The sequence below is a fragment of the Micromonospora sp. 067-2 genome, from assembly GCF_046549295.1.
Taxonomy (GTDB): Bacteria; Actinomycetota; Actinomycetes; order Mycobacteriales; family Micromonosporaceae; genus Micromonospora.
Window position 1 is genome coordinate 398,667 of record NZ_JAJPWB010000004.1, and the last position, 16,456, is coordinate 415,122.

The following is a 16,456-nucleotide window of genomic DNA, read 5'->3' on the forward strand; positions in this document are numbered from 1 at the left end:
CTACGAGGCAGGATGGCGCTAGAGACCTATCCCACACACAACCGAGGGAACGCCTGTGGCTACGGAACGCAAGCGCCCGGTGATCAGCGACGGCCTACCGAGCCAGCTTCCGGACATCGACCCTGAAGAGACCAGCGAATGGGTCGAGTCGCTTGACGGTGTCATCGACGATCGCGGCGCCAAACGCGCCCGCTACGTCATGCTGCGCCTGCTGGAGCGGGCCCGTGAGCGCCAGGTCGGGGTTCCGCCCCTGACCACCACCGACTACATCAACACCATCGCGTCCGAGCGGGAACCGTGGTTCCCGGGCGACGAGCACGTCGAGCGGCGGATCCGGGCGTACGTCCGGTGGAACGCCGCCATGCTGGTGCACCGGGCGCAGCGCCCGGAGATCGGCGTCGGCGGGCACATCTCCACCTTCGCCAGCTCGGCGTCGCTCTACGAGGTGGGCTTCAACCACTTCTTCCGGGGCAAGAACCACCCCGGCGGCGGCGACCACATCTTCTACCAGGGTCACGCCTCCCCCGGGATGTACGCGCGGGCGTTCCTGGAGGGGCGGCTGAGCGAGCACCAGCTCGACGGCTTCCGCCAGGAGCTGTCGCACCCCGGCGGTGGGCTGCCCTCGTATCCGCACCCACGGCTGATGCCGGACTTCTGGGAGTTCCCCACGGTCTCGATGGGCCTGGGCGGGCTCAACGCGATCTACCAGGCCCGGTTCAACCGCTACCTGCAGCACCGGGGCATCAAGGACACCTCCCAGCAGCACGTCTGGGCGTTCCTCGGCGACGGTGAGATGGACGAGCCGGAGACGCTGGGCGCCATCGGCGTGGCCGCCCGCGAGGAGCTCGACAACCTCACCTTCGTGATCAACTGCAACCTCCAGCGGCTGGACGGCCCGGTCCGGGGCAACGGCAAGGTGATGCAGGAGCTGGAGTCGTTCTTCCGGGGCGCCGGCTGGAACGTCATCAAGGTCGTCTGGGGCCGCGAGTGGGACCCGCTGCTCGCCGCCGACACCGACGGCGCGCTGGTCAACCTCATGAACACCACGACCGACGGCGACTACCAGACCTACAAGGCGGAGTCGGGCGCGTACGTGCGGGAGCACTTCTTCGGCCGCGACGCGCGGACCCGCAAGATGGTCGACCCGCTCAGCGACGACGAGATCTGGAACCTCAAGCGAGGTGGCCACGACTACCGCAAGCTCTACGCGGCCTACAAGGCGGCCACCGAGCACACCGGTCAGCCGACCGTCATCCTGGCGAAGACGATCAAGGGTTGGACGCTCGGTTCGCACTTCGAGGGCCGCAACGCGACCCACCAGATGAAGAAGCTGACGCTGGAGGACTTGAAGACCTTCCGCGACCGGCTCTACCTGGACATCCCGGACAAGGCGCTGGAGGACAACCCCTACCTGCCGCCGTACGTCAACCCGGGTGAGAAGTCCGAGGAGATCCAGTACCTCAAGGAGCGGCGCGAGCAGCTCGGCGGTTACCTGCCGTCCCGACGGACCAGCACCAAGCGGCTGACCATCCCCGGTCCGGAGCGCTTCGCCGACGTCAAGCGCGGCTCGGGCAGGCAGAAGGTGGCCACCACCATGGCCTTCGTCCGCCTGCTCAAGGACATCATGAAGGACAAGGAGTTCGGCAAGCGCTGGGTGCCGATCATTCCGGACGAGGCACGCACCTTCGGCCTCGACTCGATCTTCCCGACGGCGAAGATCTATTCTCCGCACGGCCAGCGCTACACCTCGGTCGACCGCGAGCTGTTCCTGTCGTACAAGGAGTCGACCACCGGGCAGATCCTGCACGAGGGGATCAACGAGGTCGGCTCGGTCGCCTCGTTCACCGCGGCCGGCTCGGCGTACGCGACGCACGACGAGCCGATGATCCCGATGTACATCTTCTACTCGATGTTCGGGTTCCAGCGGACCGCCGACGGGCTCTGGGCAGCCGCCGACCAGATGGCGCGGGGCTTCCTGCTCGGCGCCACCGCCGGGCGGACCACGCTCAACGGTGAGGGTCTGCAGCACGAGGACGGGCACTCGATGCTGATCGCCGCCACCAACCCGGCGGTCGTCGCGTACGACCCGGCGTTCTCCTTCGAGATCGCGCACATCATGGAGCACGGCCTGCACCGGATGTACGGGGACGCGCAGGAGAACGTCTTCTACTACCTGACGGTCTACAACGAGCCGATCCTGCAGCCGGCCGAGCCGGCCGGGGTGGACGTGGAGGGCCTGCTCAAGGGCATCTACCGCTACTCCCCGGCCCCGCAGGTCGACGGCCCGAAGGCCAACGTGCTGGCCTCGGGCACCGGCATGCAGTGGGCGCTCAAGGCCCAGCAGCTGCTCGCCCAGGACTGGGGGGTGGCCGCCGACGTCTGGTCGGTGACCTCCTGGACCGAGCTGCGCCGCGACGCGGTGGAAGCCGAGGAATACAACCTGCTCAACCCGGGTGCCGAGGCGAAGGTGCCGTACATCCAGCACAAGCTGGCCGAGGCCGACGGGCCGAAGATCGCGGTCAGCGACTGGATGCGCGCGGTGCCGGACCTGATCGCCCGCTGGGTGCCCGGCGACTACACGTCACTCGGCACCGACGGCTTCGGAATGTCGGACACCCGGCACGCGCTGCGCCGGCACTTCCACGTCGACGCCGAGTCGATCGTGGTTGCCACGCTGCGGCAACTGGCCCGCAGCGGAGCGGTGGCCGCCACCGTGCCGGCCGAGGCCGCCAAGAAGTACGCGATCGACGACGTCAACGCCGCCCCGGTCGGCGAGACCGGCGGCGACAGCTGACCCTCGGTCAGTCCGAACGAAGGGGCCCGGCACGCGACCGCGTGCCGGGCCCCGCTGTCCTCGCAGGGGCGTCACGCGGCTCGCGCCCTCCGCATAGATGCCATGGAGGCCCAAGGCGTTCCGCGTGCCGCGCCCGTACCTAGATCGCGCTCGATCCTGGTTGTTGTGGCCTCCGGTCCGGTCGAGACCACTAAATCCTGGATCGAGCGCGATCTAGGCACGGGCGGACGCAGCGCGCGGGCGGACGCAGCGCGCGGGCGGACGCAGCGCACGGGCGGACGGTGATTCGGCGTGCCTGGTGGGTACGCCGGACCACCGCCGTCGCGGGTGACGCCGGGAGGATGGGCGCTCGTCAGCCGACGGCGGCCAGGTCGGTGAGCCGGGCCAGCGAGTCCTCCAGGTCGGCGCCGACCCGACGCAGCCCGAGGCGCAGCATGGCCGCCTTGACCGGGCCGGCCGGCCAGCGGACCACGATGAGCCGCACGATGGTCCCGCCCTCCTCCTCGTCGGAGGTGAGCTGGACGTAGATCTCGGTGCGCGCCTCCGCGCGGGCACCGGCGCCCTTGGACCGTTCACGCCAGCCGATCAGCGTCGGCTCCTGGTAGGCGATCACCTCGGCCTCATGCGCCGAGCCGCGCCCCGCCTGGACCAACTGCCGCCGGCCGAAGCCCTCCCCCGAGAGGACTTCGGCCGCGCGGACCCCCGCCAGCCAGGCCGGCAACTGCTCAGCCCGCTGGACGACGTCCCAGACCACTTCCACCGGCGCCGCCACGTGCGCACTGCGTTCCACCAGGATCATTTCCGTCTTTCCTCCAGTGAGGACATCCCACGATATCGGCACTCTATGCGCTAAATCGGACTTACCTGGACGGGTTCGGTAAAAGACACGCCGATCAACCATTGCGCATTCCGTCAGACCGGCCTATGGCGCATTTCTGCGGAGCGTCCTAAAGTCCCGAGCACGTTTCACGTTGACCGGGAGGGCGCATGTCGACCGCACGGATGCCCGAGTTCCCCGCCGGCTTCCGCTGGGGCGTCTCCACATCGGCCCACCAGATCGAGGGCGCCACCACGGCCGACGGCCGAGGGCCCTCCATCTGGGACACCTTCGCGCACTCCCCCGGCCGGATCAGCGACGGCAGCACCGGCGAGGTGGCCTGCGACCACTACCACCGCCACAGCGAGGACGTCGCACTGCTGGCCGGGCTGGGCGTCTCGGGATACCGGTTCTCCGTCGCCTGGCCCCGGGTGCAGCCCACCGGCGCCGGCCCGGCCAACGCGGCCGGCCTGGACTTCTACGACCGGCTGGTGGACGACCTGCTGGCCGCCGGCATCGACCCGGTGGCCACCCTCTACCACTGGGACCTGCCCCAACCGCTCGAGGACGCCGGCGGCTGGCTGCACCGCGACACCGCCGCCCGCTTCGCCGACTACGCCGACCGGACCGCCGCGCGCCTCGGCGACCGGGTCCGGCTCTGAATCACCCTGAACGAGCCGTTCATCCACATGAGCCTCGGCTACGGCATGGGCGTGCACGCCCCCGGCCGGATGCTGCTCTTCGACGCCTTCCCGGTCGCCCACCACCAACTACTCGGCCACGGCCTCGCGGTCGCCGCGCTGCGAACCCGCACCGCCAGCCCGGTGGCGATCGCCAACAACTACTCCCCGGTGCGGGTGCTCGGCGACGGTGACGCCGACCGGGCCGCCGGGGCCGCGTACCAGGCCCTGCACAACCGGCTCTTCACCGACCCACTGCTCGGTCGGGGCTACCCGGAGCTGCCCGGCTTCGACGCCGGTGTGGTCCACGCCGGCGATCTCGACACGATCGCCGCACCGATCGACGTGCTGGGGGTCAACTACTACAACCCGACCGGTGTACGGGCCGCCGAGGAGGGTTCGCCCCTGCCGTTCGAGCTGGTTCCGCTCGAGGGCTACCCACGTACCGCCTTCGACTGGCCGGTGGCACCCGACGGGCTGCACGAGCTGCTCCGCTGGCTGCGCGACACGTACGGCGACGCACTGCCGCCGATTGAGATCACCGAGAGCGGCTGCGCGTACGACGACGCGCCCGGCCCGGACGGGCAGGTGCCGGACCCGGACCGGATCGCGTACCTCGACGGGCACCTGCGGGCGGTGCGGGCCGCTCTCGACGACGGGGTGGACGTACGCGGGTACTTCGTCTGGTCGCTGCTGGACAACTGGGAGTGGGCCGAGGGGTTCACCAAACGCTTCGGTCTGGTGCACGTCGACTACGCCACCCAGGCCCGTACGCCGAAGTCCTCGTACACCTGGCTGCGGGACGTGATCGCGGCCAGCCGGCCGGGGTCGGCGCGGTGACCACCCTCGACCCGACCCCGGCGTCGCTGCCGGCCGCGCTCGCCGAACCGACCGTGCCGGTGCGGCGCGGCTGGATCGGGCTGATCTTCGCGGCCAACCTCGGCGTCTGGATGGCGTTCTTCACGCCGATCCAGGTGCTGCTGCCCCAGCAGATCGAGCAGATCGCACCCGGCGACAAGGAGGCCATGCTCGCCGTGGTCACCGGCCTGGGCGCGCTGGCCGCGGTGCTGGTCAACCCCCTCGCGGGCGCGCTGTCCGATCGGACGTGCCTGCGGGTGGCCGGCCGCGAGTTCGGCCGTCGGCACGTCTGGACCGCCGGCGGTGCCGTGCTCGGTGCGGCGGCCCTGGTGCTGCTGGCGCAGCAGCGGACCATCCTCGGGGTGGCGCTGGGCTGGGTCGCCGCCCAGGTCTGCTTCAACGCGATGCTGGCCAGCCTCACCGCTGCCATCCCCGACCGGGTGCCGGTGGTGCAGCGCGGCGGGGTGTCCGGCTGGGTGGGCATCCCGCAGGCGCTCGGGCTGGTGCTCGGTGCGGTGCTGGTCACCGCCGTGGTCACCGGCAATGCCGCGGGCTATCTGGCCATCGCCGTGGCCATCCTGCTGCTGTCACTGCCCTTCGCGCTGTTCACCCCCGACGACCGGCTGCCGCGCGCGCACCGGCCCGTGCTGCGAACGCGGGCACTGCTGGCCTCGATGTGGATCAGCCCGCGCCGGCACCCGGACTTCGCCTGGGCCTGGATCACCCGGTTCCTGGTCCAACTCGGCAACGCGCTGGGCACCCTCTACCTGCTGTACTTCCTCACCGACGGGGTCCGTCACCCCGACCCCGAGGGTGGGCTGCTGGTGCTGATCCTGCTCTACACGCTCGGCATGATGCTGACCGCGGTGGTCGCCGGCCGGCTGTCGGACCGCTCCGGGCGGCGCAAGATCTACGTGATCGTCTCCGGGCTGATCATGGCGGTGGCCGCGCTCCTGCTCGCGGTCGCGCCGGTCTGGCCGATGGCGATCGTCGCCGCGCTGTTGCTCGGTGCCGGGTACGGCGTCTACCTCTCGGTCGACGCCGCCCTGATCACCCAGGTGCTGCCCCGGGCCACCGACCGGGCCAAGGACCTCGGCGTGATCAACATTGCCAACTCGGCGCCGCAGGTGCTGGGCCCGGCGCTCTCCGCCCCGCTCGTCGTCCACCTGGGCGGCTACCCGACGCTCTACGCGGTCACCGCCGTCGTCACCCTCGTCGGCAGCGCCCTGGTCGTCAAGATCCGATCGGTTCCCTGAGCAGCCCGCTGGGAATGCGCTGGCCGCCGCCCGTAGGCTGGAGGGCGTGACGGTACGTGTGCGCTTCGCCCCCTCCCCGACCGGTATGTTCCATGTCGGCGGCGCCCGCTCGGCGCTGCAGAACTGGATCTACGCCAAGCAGCAGGGCGGGGTGTTCGTGCTGCGCATCGAGGACACCGACGCGGCCCGCAACAAGCCCGAATGGACCGAGGGCATCCTCTCCGCGCTGGACTGGATCGGCATCTCCCGGGGCAGCTACGAGGGCCCGCACTTCCAGTCGGAGAACGCCGGCGAGCACCGGGCCGCCGCGGCCCGCCTCTACGAGTCCGGCCGCGCCTACTACTGCGACTGCACCCGCGAGGACGTACAGGCCCGCACCGGCTCGCAGCACCAGGGCTACGACGGCTACCACCGCGACCTGGGCCTGGGCCCCGGCGAGGGGCGGGCGCTGCGCTTCCGTACGCCCGACGAGGGCGCGACCGTGGTCGTGGACCTGATCCGTGGCGAGCCCACCTTCGAGAACAAGCTCATCGAGGACTTCGTCATCGCGCGCGGCGACGGCTCACCGGTCTTCCTGCTGGCCAACGTCGTCGACGACATGAGCATGGGGATCACCCACGTGATCCGGGCCGAGGAGCACCTGCCCAACACTCCCAAGCAGCAGTTGCTCTGGGACGCTCTCGGCGTCAAGCCGCCCATCTGGGCGCACGTGCCGGTGGTGGTCAACGAGAAGCGGCAGAAGCTCTCCAAGCGTCGCGACAAGGTGGCCCTGGAGGCGTACCGGGACGAGGGGTACCTCGCGGGCGCGATGCGCAACTACCTGATGCTGCTCGGCTGGGCGCCCTCCGGAGACCGCGAGATCGTTCCGTGGTCGGTGATCGAGGAGGAGTTCCGGCTGGAGGAGGTCAACCCCTCCCCGGCGTTCTTCGACGAGAAGAAGCTGCGCGCGTTCAACGGCGACTACATCCGCGCGCTTCCGGTGGCCGAGTTCGTCGACGCCTGCCAGCCGTGGTTGACCGGCACCGGGACGATCGCACCGCCGCCGTGGCAGCCCGAGGAGTTCGACGCCGAGGCGTTCGCCGCCGTGGCGCCGCTGGCCCAGACCCGGATCGCGGTGCTCAGTGAGATCGTGTCGAACGTCGACTTCCTCTTCCTGGCGTCCCCGCTGATCGACGAGGCCGCCTGGGCCAAGACCATGAAGGACGGCTCCGCCGAGTTGTTGGACGACGCCGTCGCGGCGTTCGACGCGCTGGAGTCCTGGGACGCCGAGTCGCTGAAGTCGACGCTGGAGGCGGTCGGCGCCGAGCGCGGCCTCAAGCTCGGCAAGACGCAGGCACCGGTGCGGGTCGCGGTCACCGGGCGCACCGTGGGCCTGCCCCTGTTCGAGTCGCTGGAGGTGCTCGGCCGCGAGCGCACCCTGACCCGAATCCGCGCCGCCCGCCTCCGCCTGGTCTGACGACGTCCGTCCGCGAAGATCTTGGAGCGAAAACGCCCCTACCGGGCGTTTTCGCTCCAAGATCTTCAGTCCCGACCACGGAAGCCGCCCAGCGCCGCAGTCGCTGGCGCCGGGCGGTCAGCGCCGGGCACCCCGGCGGCGCAGCAGCAGCCCGGCGGCGAGCGCGCCGAGCACCAGGATCGCGCCGAGCCCCCACAGCCAGCCGAGCGAGCTGCCCGACGCGTTCCGGGCCAGCGTGTCCGCACTGGCGGGCACAGCGGGCGCGGGCGAGCCCGACGTCCCCGACGACGGGCCGGGCGCCGGCCCGCCGACCGTGCCGGCGGGACCGGCGGGACCGGCTGCCGAACCGGTGGGACCTGCCGCCGAGGCGGTGGGACCCGCACCGCCGGCCGGCGAGGGCTGGGCGGACGGGTCGGCGGCCGTGCCGGTGGTGAGGGTGAACCGCACCTCGCCCCTCACCGGGTGCCCGTCGTCGGAGGCGACCTGGTAGCCGACGATGTAGAGCCCCGCGGCAGCCGGCTTGAAGGGCACGCTCACCCTTGTGCCGCTGAAGGCCGGTGGGCCACCGGCGACCACATTGTCCGGACCGGTTACTGTGATCTTCGTCGTAGTTGGCGATGGCTTGGCCAGGAAACGAAGCTCGATCCGGGTGGGCGCGGTGGCCACCCGGGCGCCGTCGCGCGGGTCGCTGCCGGTCAGTGAGTTGTGCGCGGCCGCCGGCGTCGCCGGGACCAGCAACGACACACCGAACGCCACGCCGAGCACCACTGGCGCGACTCGCGCCAAACGTGTAACCCTGCCCCCCATGAAACCCTCCGTAAGGGTACGATCCGCCCGCTGATCAAACGGCTCCTCATTAGTCGAGCAGAGATCGCAGATAGTTCCAAATACGTGTTCCACAAGCTGCAATCCATCGACGTTCTGCGAGTCTGTGAAAGTGGCCCCGACCACCGGTCGGTGCCGCCGTCGACCGACCGATCCGGACGTCACACGAAGCCATCCATCGAACGGGGCGAGGAGGCGGGATGGTCCGACAGATGAGGCGGTGGGTCGCCGTGCTGGCCGGCACGCTGGCGGCAGCGCTCCTGTCGCTGGGCACCGCCGGCCCGGCCACGGCGGCACCGAAGCCGGCACCCGCCGGGGTGGACGTCACCGGTGTGGGGCTGGCCGAGCCGCTACGGCTGCGCACGGAAACGCAGCCACTGCACGTGGTCGGGGTCATCGACCAGGTCAACTTCCTCGGTCGCACCGGCCAGCCGAGCGGGCCGAAGGCGGCCGACCTCGGTCCGAAGTACACGGTCGTGGTGCTCGCCGGGGAGACGCCGAAGGAGACCTACGACCTCTACCCGAGGGCGGCCGGCGGCCCGCGCATCTACCGGCCGGCGAAGCAGCCGGACGGCCACCGGGTCAGCGCGGGTTGGTTCCTCGGCCGGCTCAGCATGTCCGAGACGCTGCGGACCGCCGGGGTGCCGCTGGAACGGCAGTTCGACACGGTCAGTGGCGGCGTCGGTGGCGGCGAGCGGGTGCTCCCGGAGGACACTCTCGACCCGGCCAAGGATCTCGACGAGGCGCTCGGCGAGTTGCAGCGACTGCTGCTGCTCAACGTCGCGGTGATGCTGACCATCACGGTCGGCCTCGCCGGGATCGCGCTGCTGATCCGCCGCCGCACCCGCTGACCCAACGCCCGGCCCGCGCGCTGACCGGTCGGGCGTTCAGCATCAACTCGCCGCCGACGTGGCCCGCCTCGATGAGGCGGCCCGCGTCCGCGGACCCGCGTCGGCAGGGCCCCGTCCCGGCTCGGCGCCGTTGCCCGGCCGCGTGCTCAGCACCACCGGCGCGGGGGGCGCTCCCGGCGGGTGGCCCGCTGACGTGGCCGGACCGGACCGTGCCGGTGGGCGCCGGCCCAGCCGGGCAGTTCGCTGAGGCAACCACCGGTGAGGTCGGGCTCCGGCTCACCGAGGGCCGACGACTCACCGGACCGCTGACGCGGGATCGGGACCTCCTCGTCGGGCCGACCGGCGAGCGGCTCCGCCGGGTGGGACGGGACGCCGCCGACCGACCGACGGTGTTTGGCAGCCGCCTGTGGGTCGTGCCCCGGCCGGCAGGGCTCGCCCTGGGCGCAGCCGTGCTCGGCCTCCCCGTGCGCCATCCCCGGTCTCCTCACGCTCGCACTCACCCCCCGGGTGCTCCCCCGACGTGCCCTGCCACCGTACTGGCCGGGACCGACGCGTCGCGCACGGCGTACCCCGGGGTCAGCGCTTCGGGCGACGCGGGAACAGGGTCTCCCAGACGGGGAAGGCGACCAGCCAGATCACGATGGCGGCGGTGAGCTTCTGGATCCAGCCCAGCAGTTCGCGGGTTCTTTCCGCATCGTTCACCCAGAGGATCGCGACGCCGAGCAGCCCGCAGGCGATGGCCCAGCCGAGCAGCCCCTTGGCCCACTCACGCCACTCGTGACGGGTGCGCGCCCAGCCGTGGCGGGGCGGCCGGACCGGCGGCGGGCCGCCAGCGAAGCGGTGGGCGAAGCGTTGGTCCGCCCACCGCACCATCGAGTGCCCGAAGGCCACCGAGAAGCCCAGGTAGGCGGCGGCGAGACCATGACTCCAGCCGGCGGTCGCACCGCGGCGCAGGTCGATCACCGTGGCGGCCAGCAGCGCCAGGTCAACCAGGGGTACGCAGACCAGCAGCGCCGCCCCGAGCCGTGGCCGGCGCAGCGGATAGCGGGCCACGAGGCCTGCGGCGAGCACCACCCAGAACGCGATCTCACACCCGATGATCACTGCGATCAACACGTCGACCTCCCCCGTCTCGTCCAGCGTCGCCGTTCGGCGGGGTTCGGGCCTCGACGGGGGGAAGGAGATCGGGGTCCGCCCTTCGACGGACCCGCCCGCCGCCGGGCGATTCCGGCGGTACGCGGCGTACCCCTTTCGGTGCATGTCGGGTTCGGCGGTGTCCTCCTCCGGTCGGAGCCCGGCGGTCGGCGACTGTGGTGGGATCGGGGGCATGCGACCGCAAGCGTGGCTCGGCCCCGGCACCCTCGGCCGGGACCTCACGCTTGCCGGCGGGTCGCTGGCCGGTGGCCTGGTGCTGTACGCCCTCGGTTGGCAGCCGCAGATCCATCCGCACCCGGACGTGCCGCCCGCGCTGTTCCTGCCTCCGCTGCTGGCGATGTGCGTGGCCGTGGGTCTGCGCCGGGTGGCTCCCCGCGCCAGCCTGGCCGTCGGCACCGGGGCGTTGGTCGTGGACACCGCGCTCGGCAGCTCGCTGGGAACGATCCTGATCTTCACCCAGGTGCTCTACGACGCCTGCGTGTACGGCCCGGCACGGCTGTGGCGGTGGCTGCTGCGGGTGACCGTCGGGCTGAGTCTGGTCGGCGCGGTGGTCGGCGTGCTCGCCTACGACCAGTGGCGCGGTGTGGGCCTCGGGGTGCCGGTGGTGCTCGCCGGCCTGCTGCCGGTGCTGACCGGGATCAGCGTGCGGCAGTATCGCGACCAGGCCGCCGCCGAGCGGGCCCGGGCCGAGCAGACGGCCCGGCTGGTCGAGCTGGACCGCCGGCAGGCGGTCAGCGCCGAGCGGGCCCGGATGGCCCGTGAGCTGCACGATCTGGTCGCCAATCATCTCAGCGCGGTGGCCATCCACGCCACGGCCGCGCTGTCGGTGCCGGGGCTGGACCGCGGTCAGGTCGAGTCGGCGTTGCGGGTGATCCGCGAGAGCAGCGTGCAGGGCCTGGCAGAGATGCGGCAGATGATCGGGCTGCTGCGCGAGCCGGAGTCCGGCGGGGGTCGGGCTTCCGCGGTCGACGGCGGCGGCCTGCCCGAGGCGGTCACCGCTCGGCTCGCCGAGGCCGACCGTCTGGTCGACCGGATCCGGGCCGCCGGCCTCGCGGTGCGGGTCCGCACCGACGGCACGCCGGGTCCCCTGCCGGTGGGGGTGGATCTCGCGGCGTACCGGATCGTGCAGGAGTCGCTGACCAACGCACTCAAGCACGGCGCGGGCGAGGCGGAGCTGACGATCGCCTACCGGCCGGCGGAGGTGGTGGTGACGGTGGAGAACCCGGTACGCCGGGGCGGGGCCGGGCTGCCGGGCGCCGGGGCCGGGCTGATCGGGATGCGGGAGCGCGCGACGCTGCTGGCGGGCCGGTTCAGCGCCGGACCGCAGAACGGCCGGTGGTTGGTCCGTGCCACCCTGCCCACCCGGGCGGACGGATGACGGAGTCGACCCGGGACCCGGGCGGCGCCGGCCAAGCCCGGGAACCGGGCGATGCCGGCCAAGCCCGGGACCCGGGCGATGCCGGCCCGACCCGGGACGCGCCGGTACGGGTGGTGCTGGCGGACGACCAGCCGGCGGTACGGGCCGGGCTGACGCTGATCCTGGGCGGCGCGCCGGACATCGAGGTGGTCGGCGAGGCGGGCGACGGCGACGAGGCGCTCCGACTGTGCCGGGAGCTGCGCCCCGACGTGGCGGTGCTCGACATTCGGATGCCGCGCCAGGATGGGATCTCCGCCACCCGGGCGATCGTCGCCGACGGGCTCGCGGACGTGCTGGTGCTCACCACCTTCGACCTGGACGAGTACGTCTTCGGCGCGCTGCGCGCCGGCGCGGCCGGTTTCCTCCTGAAGGACACCGACGCCCCGGGGCTGGTCGCGGCGGTTCGGACGGTGGCGCGCGGGGAGGGGTTCATCGCCCCCGCGGTGACCCGCAGGTTGATCGCGGCGTTCGCGGCCACCGCGCCGGGTGCGTCGGCGGCCACCCGGGCCGCGCTGGGCACACTCACCCCGCGCGAACGGGACGTGCTGGCGTGCCTCGGCCTGGGCCTGTCCAACCAGCAGATCGGCGACCGGCTGGCGATGGCGGAGAGCACCAGCAAGACACATGTGAGCCGGATCCTGGCGAAGCTGGACCTGCGCAGCCGGGTACAGGCCGCGATCCTCGCCCAGGAGCTGGGCCTGCCCGCGCCCGCCCCGCCACGGTGAGCCCGGCCCGGCGTGAAGATCCAGGTCAGGACATGCCAGGCTGGTGTCGTGGGGAGCACGCCGGGCGGCGGGGAGCTGACGGCCACGCTGCGCCGGATCGAGCGGGCGGCGGGGGCGCTGGCCACTGCCAGCGTGGCCCGGATGGACGAGACGCTGCCGTGGTTCCGCGCCATGCCGGCCGACCAGCGCTCCTGGGTGATGCTGGTGGCCCAGGCCGGCGCCCAGTCGCTGGTGCAGTGGCTGCGCGACGGGGGCGGCACGGCGGACAGCACCCAGGAGGTCTCCGACGAGGTCTTCGCCGCCGCACCGCAGGCGCTGGCGCGGTCGATCACCCTGCAGCAGACCGTGGCGCTGATCAAGGTGACCATCGACGTGGTCGAGGAGCAGGTGTCACACCTCGCCGCCGAGGGCGAGGAACAGCGGCTGCGGGAGGCGGTGCTGCGCTTCTCCCGGGAGATCGCGTTCGCCGCCGCCCGGGTGTACGCGCGGGCGGCCGAGTCACGCGGCGCGTGGGACGCCCGGTTGCAGGCGCTGCTGGTCGACGCGCTGCTGCGCGGTGACTCGCCCGACGTGCTGGCCAGTCGGGCCGCCGCGTTGGGTTGGGCGGACGCGCCCCCGGTCGCGGTGGCGGTGGGCCGCTCCCCCGGCGGGGAGGTCTCCGCCGTACTGCACGTGGTCTACCGGCAGGCCCGTCGGATCGGCGTGGAGGTGATCGGCGGGGTGCACGGCGATCGGCTGGTGATCGTGCTGGGCGGTGCGGCGGACCCGCTGGCCGCCACCGGCAAGCTGCTGAGCGCGTTCGGGGACGGCCCCGTGGTGGTCGGTCCGGCCGTACCCAGTCTGGACGAGGCCACGGAGTCGGCGCGGGCCGCGCTGGCCGGCTTCCGTGCGGCGCCCGCGTGGCCGACCGCCCCCCGGCCGGTGCCGGCCGCGGAGCTGTTGCCGGAGCGGGCGCTCGCCGGCGACGCGGAGGCACGCCGCCGGCTGCGGCACGACGTGTACGCGACGCTGGTGCGCGCCGGTGGTGAGCTGCTGGAGACCCTGGACGCGTTCCTGGCCGCCGGCGGTACGTTGGAGAGCGCCGCCCGGGCGCTGTTCGTGCACCCGAACACGGTGCGGTACCGGCTTCGTCGGATCGCCGAGGTGACCACCTTCTCGCCGTTGTCTCCCCGGGACGCGTTCACCCTCCAGGTGGCGCTGACGGTGGGCCGGCTGGATCCGGTCGTCCCGGCGATTCCTCCTGTCCCAAGCCAGACATTGGCCCCGGCTGGCCGGAAATCCTCCCAGACTGGTGATGATCCCCGCCGATCTTTGTAGGAAACCTCCAAAGGTCCTAGTGCGGTTTGGTCGAAGCCGGCACCGCGTTACCCATGCGTATCCGGGAGAGTCATAGGCGTGCTCGCCGTACTTAGTCCCGGCCAGGGTTCCCAGAAGCCCGGCTTCCTGACCCCGTGGTTCGACCTGACCGGCACCGAGGAGCGCCTGCGCTCGTGGTCCGCGCTGGCCGGGGTCGACCTCGTACACCTCGGCACCGTCGCCGGTGCCGACGAGATCAAGGACACGGCCCGCACGCAGCCGTTGCTGGTCGCCGCGGCGCTGCTCGCCGCCGAGCACCTTCCGCTGCACGACGTGACACTCACCGTCGGGCACAGCGTCGGCGAGCTGGGCGCAGCCGCGCTGGCCGGAGTCCTGTCGGCCGAGGCCGCGATCACCCTTGCCGGGGCGCGGGGCCGGGAGATGGCCGCCGCGTGCGCGCTCGAGCCGACCGGGATGGCGGCCGTGCTCGGCGGCGACCCGGACGAGGTGCTCGCCGCGATCGCCGCCCACGGCCTACACCCGGCCAACCGCAACGGCGCCGGACAGATCGTCGCCGCCGGCGCGCTGGACGGGCTGGACAAGCTCGCCGCCGAGCCGCCGGCGAAGACCCGGATCATCCGGCTCCAGGTGGCCGGCGCGTTCCACACCCCGTACATGGCGCCGGCCGAGACCGCGCTGGCCACCGTCGCGGCCGGGATCACCCCGGCCGACCCGGCCCGGATCCTGCTGTCGAACCTCGACGGCTCGGCGGTCGACGACGGCCGGGAGATGGTGCGGCGCCTGGTCCGCCAGGTCACCGCCCCGGTGCGCTGGGACCTGTGCATGCGCACGCTGGCCGACCTCGGGGTGACCGGCGTGCTCGAGCTGCCCCCGGCCGGCACGCTCGCCGGGCTGGTCAAGCGGGAGCTCAAGGGCGACGGCGCTCCGGAGATCGTCACCCTGAACACCCCGGACGACCTGCCGGCCGCACGGGACCTGATCACCCGACACGGCACGCCGGGCCAACCGCCCGCCCGCACTGGAGGACAGTCATGACCGGCAGTCGCATCGTCTCGATGGGGCACTACCAGCCCTCCCGGGTCGTGACCAACGACGACATCGCCCAGCTCGTCGACACCAACGACGAGTGGATCCGCGATCGGGTCGGCATCGTCAGCCGCCGGATCGCCGACAGCGAGACGGTGGCCGACATGGCCACCGCCGCCGCCGGCAAGGCGCTGGCCAACTCCGGGCTCACCGCCGCCGACATCGACCTGGTCGTCGTCGCCACCTGCACGTCGGTGGATCGCAGCCCCAACGTGGCCTGCCGGGTCGCCGCCAAGCTGGGCATCGCCGCGCCGGGTGCGTTCGACGTCAACACCGCCTGCTCGGGCTTCGCCTACGCGCTGGGCATCGTCGACCACGCCATCCGGGCCGGCGCGTCGCGCAACGCACTCGTCATCGGTGCCGAGAAGCTATCCGACTTCACCGACTGGACCGACCGGTCGACCTGCATCATCTTCGCCGACGGCGCCGGCGCCGCGGTGGTCACGGCGACCGCCGACGACGAGCCGGCCGGGATCGGCCCGGTGGTCTGGGGCTCGGCGCCGGAGAAGAGCGACGCGGTACGCATCGAGGGCTGGCGCCCGTACGTCCAGCAGGAGGGGCAGTCGGTCTTCCGCTGGGCCACCACCGCGCTGGCGCCGCTGGCCCTACAGGCGTGCGAGCGTGCCGGTGTCGACCCGTCGGAGCTGGCCGCGTTCGTGCCGCACCAGGCCAACTCCCGGATCATCGACGGCATCGCCAAGCGGCTCAACATCCCCGACGCGATCATCGCGAAGGACATCGTCGAGTCCGGCAACACCTCCGCGGCGAGCGTGCCGCTGGCCCTGTCCAAGCTGGTCGAGCGGCGGGAGGTGCCCTCGGGCGCCCCGGTGCTGCTGTTCGGCTTCGGCGGTGGCCTGACCTACGCCGGTCAGGTCGTCCGCTGCCCCTGAAGACCCGTCCCGGCGCGTACGCGCCGGGGAGCGGCGGCCGGCGACGCCGGCCGCCGGGAAACCCCCGATGAGAGGAACCAACCGCAATGACGACCCGTGACGAGATCACCACCGGCCTCGCCGAGATCCTCGAAGAGGTTGCCGGGGTGAACCCGGACGACGTGGCCGAGGGGAAGTCCTTCACCGACGACCTCGATGTCGACTCGCTCTCCATGGTGGAGGTCGTGGTGGCCGCCGAGGAGAAGTTCGGCGTCAAGATCCCGGACAACGAGGTGCAGAACCTCAAGACCGTCGGCGACGCCGTCAGCTACATCGCGGCGCAGTCCTGA

14 protein-coding genes and 1 pseudogene are annotated in these 16,456 nt (G+C 72.3%); 11 read left to right on the top strand and 4 right to left on the bottom strand.

Translation table 11 applies throughout. From position 1 onward, the window contains the following. Positions 1 to 55: 55 nt before the first annotated feature. On the top strand, positions 56 to 2,794 hold the full coding sequence (aceE, locus tag ACLJN9_RS11635; RefSeq protein WP_410811194.1) for a pyruvate dehydrogenase (acetyl-transferring), homodimeric type: 2,739 nt from the start codon (positions 56 to 58) through the stop codon (positions 2,792 to 2,794). A gap of 352 nt (positions 2,795 to 3,146) precedes the next feature. Here the strand turns inward: aceE and ACLJN9_RS11640 are convergent, their stop codons facing one another. Continuing rightward, positions 3,147 to 3,593, bottom strand: coding sequence for an SRPBCC family protein (locus ACLJN9_RS11640; protein WP_410811195.1), 447 nt, complete (start codon positions 3,591 to 3,593; stop codon positions 3,147 to 3,149). Between the two features lie 188 nt (positions 3,594 to 3,781). Here ACLJN9_RS11640 and ACLJN9_RS11645 point away from each other — a divergent pair. From ACLJN9_RS11645 to gltX, 3 genes and pseudogenes are all read left to right on the top strand, one after another. Then, positions 3,782 to 5,131 (top strand): annotated as a pseudogene (locus tag ACLJN9_RS11645) (GH1 family beta-glucosidase). Then, the gene (locus ACLJN9_RS11650; protein ID WP_410811196.1) at positions 5,128 to 6,405 is read left to right on the top strand and encodes an MFS transporter; all 1,278 of its coding nucleotides are present in this window, start codon (positions 5,128 to 5,130) and stop codon (positions 6,403 to 6,405) included. The pseudogene ACLJN9_RS11645 and the gene ACLJN9_RS11650 overlap by 4 nt, the downstream one beginning before the upstream one ends. A gap of 46 nt (positions 6,406 to 6,451) precedes the next feature. Further along, positions 6,452 to 7,861, top strand: coding sequence for a glutamate--tRNA ligase (gene gltX, locus ACLJN9_RS11655; protein ID WP_410811197.1), 1,410 nt, complete (start codon positions 6,452 to 6,454; stop codon positions 7,859 to 7,861). 117 nt (positions 7,862 to 7,978) lie between these two features. Here the strand turns inward: gltX and ACLJN9_RS11660 are convergent, their stop codons facing one another. Continuing rightward, positions 7,979 to 8,617 (bottom strand): copper resistance protein CopC, encoded by a 639-nt coding sequence (locus ACLJN9_RS11660; protein WP_410811198.1) that lies wholly within the window; start codon positions 8,615 to 8,617, stop codon positions 7,979 to 7,981. 269 nt (positions 8,618 to 8,886) lie between these two features. Between ACLJN9_RS11660 and ACLJN9_RS11665 the strand changes: the two genes are divergently transcribed. Beyond that, a complete protein-coding gene (locus ACLJN9_RS11665) occupies positions 8,887 to 9,537 on the top strand; it encodes a hypothetical protein (protein WP_410811199.1) in 651 nt (216 codons plus the stop codon). Positions 9,538 to 9,683: 146 nt separating this feature from the next. Here ACLJN9_RS11665 and ACLJN9_RS11670 read toward each other — a convergent pair whose 3' ends face one another. Together ACLJN9_RS11670 and ACLJN9_RS11675 are read right to left on the bottom strand one after the other, a co-directional pair. After that, a complete protein-coding gene (locus ACLJN9_RS11670) occupies positions 9,684 to 10,010 on the bottom strand; it encodes a hypothetical protein (protein ID WP_410811200.1) in 327 nt (108 codons plus the stop codon). A gap of 103 nt (positions 10,011 to 10,113) precedes the next feature. Beyond that, a complete protein-coding gene (locus ACLJN9_RS11675; protein WP_410811201.1) occupies positions 10,114 to 10,653 on the bottom strand; it encodes a hypothetical protein in 540 nt (179 codons plus the stop codon). Between the two features lie 211 nt (positions 10,654 to 10,864). Between ACLJN9_RS11675 and ACLJN9_RS11680 the strand changes: the two genes are divergently transcribed. The 6 genes from ACLJN9_RS11680 to ACLJN9_RS11705 all read left to right on the top strand — a co-directional run bounded on the left by ACLJN9_RS11680 (position 10,865) and on the right by ACLJN9_RS11705 (position 16,456). After that, positions 10,865 to 12,070, top strand: coding sequence for a sensor histidine kinase (locus ACLJN9_RS11680; RefSeq protein WP_410811202.1), 1,206 nt, complete (start codon positions 10,865 to 10,867; stop codon positions 12,068 to 12,070). Next, on the top strand, positions 12,067 to 12,834 hold the full coding sequence (locus ACLJN9_RS11685) for a response regulator (protein ID WP_410811203.1): 768 nt from the start codon (positions 12,067 to 12,069) through the stop codon (positions 12,832 to 12,834). Before ACLJN9_RS11680 ends, ACLJN9_RS11685 begins: the two co-directional genes overlap by 4 nt. Positions 12,835 to 12,846: 12 nt before the next feature. Beyond that, positions 12,847 to 14,151, top strand: a complete 1,305-nt coding sequence (locus ACLJN9_RS11690; RefSeq protein ID WP_410811204.1) for a PucR family transcriptional regulator — start codon at positions 12,847 to 12,849, stop codon at positions 14,149 to 14,151. A gap of 78 nt (positions 14,152 to 14,229) precedes the next feature. Then, positions 14,230 to 15,186, top strand: coding sequence for an ACP S-malonyltransferase (locus ACLJN9_RS11695; RefSeq protein WP_410811205.1), 957 nt, complete (start codon positions 14,230 to 14,232; stop codon positions 15,184 to 15,186). Further along, on the top strand, positions 15,183 to 16,127 hold the full coding sequence (locus ACLJN9_RS11700) for a beta-ketoacyl-ACP synthase III (protein WP_410811206.1): 945 nt from the start codon (positions 15,183 to 15,185) through the stop codon (positions 16,125 to 16,127). The genes ACLJN9_RS11695 and ACLJN9_RS11700 overlap by 4 nt, the downstream gene beginning before the upstream one ends. 86 nt (positions 16,128 to 16,213) lie before the next feature. Beyond that, positions 16,214 to 16,456 (top strand): acyl carrier protein, encoded by a 243-nt coding sequence (locus ACLJN9_RS11705; RefSeq protein ID WP_410811207.1) that lies wholly within the window; start codon positions 16,214 to 16,216, stop codon positions 16,454 to 16,456.

Bases quoted from the DNA above. Each gene is read 5' to 3' on its own strand.
- ACLJN9_RS11640 (WP_410811195.1), bottom strand. From the start codon at position 3,593: ATGATCCTGGTGGAACGCAGTGCGCACGTGGCGGCGCCGGTGGAAGTG.
- ACLJN9_RS11665 (WP_410811199.1), top strand. From the start codon at position 8,887: ATGGTCCGACAGATGAGGCGGTGGGTCGCCGTGCTGGCCGGCACGCTG.
- ACLJN9_RS11670 (WP_410811200.1), bottom strand. From the start codon at position 10,010: ATGGCGCACGGGGAGGCCGAGCACGGCTGCGCCCAGGGCGAGCCCTGC.
- ACLJN9_RS11680 (WP_410811202.1), top strand. From the start codon at position 10,865: ATGCGACCGCAAGCGTGGCTCGGCCCCGGCACCCTCGGCCGGGACCTC.
- ACLJN9_RS11685 (WP_410811203.1), top strand. From the start codon at position 12,067: ATGACGGAGTCGACCCGGGACCCGGGCGGCGCCGGCCAAGCCCGGGAA.
- ACLJN9_RS11700 (WP_410811206.1), top strand. From the start codon at position 15,183: ATGACCGGCAGTCGCATCGTCTCGATGGGGCACTACCAGCCCTCCCGG.
- ACLJN9_RS11705 (WP_410811207.1), top strand. From the start codon at position 16,214: ATGACGACCCGTGACGAGATCACCACCGGCCTCGCCGAGATCCTCGAA.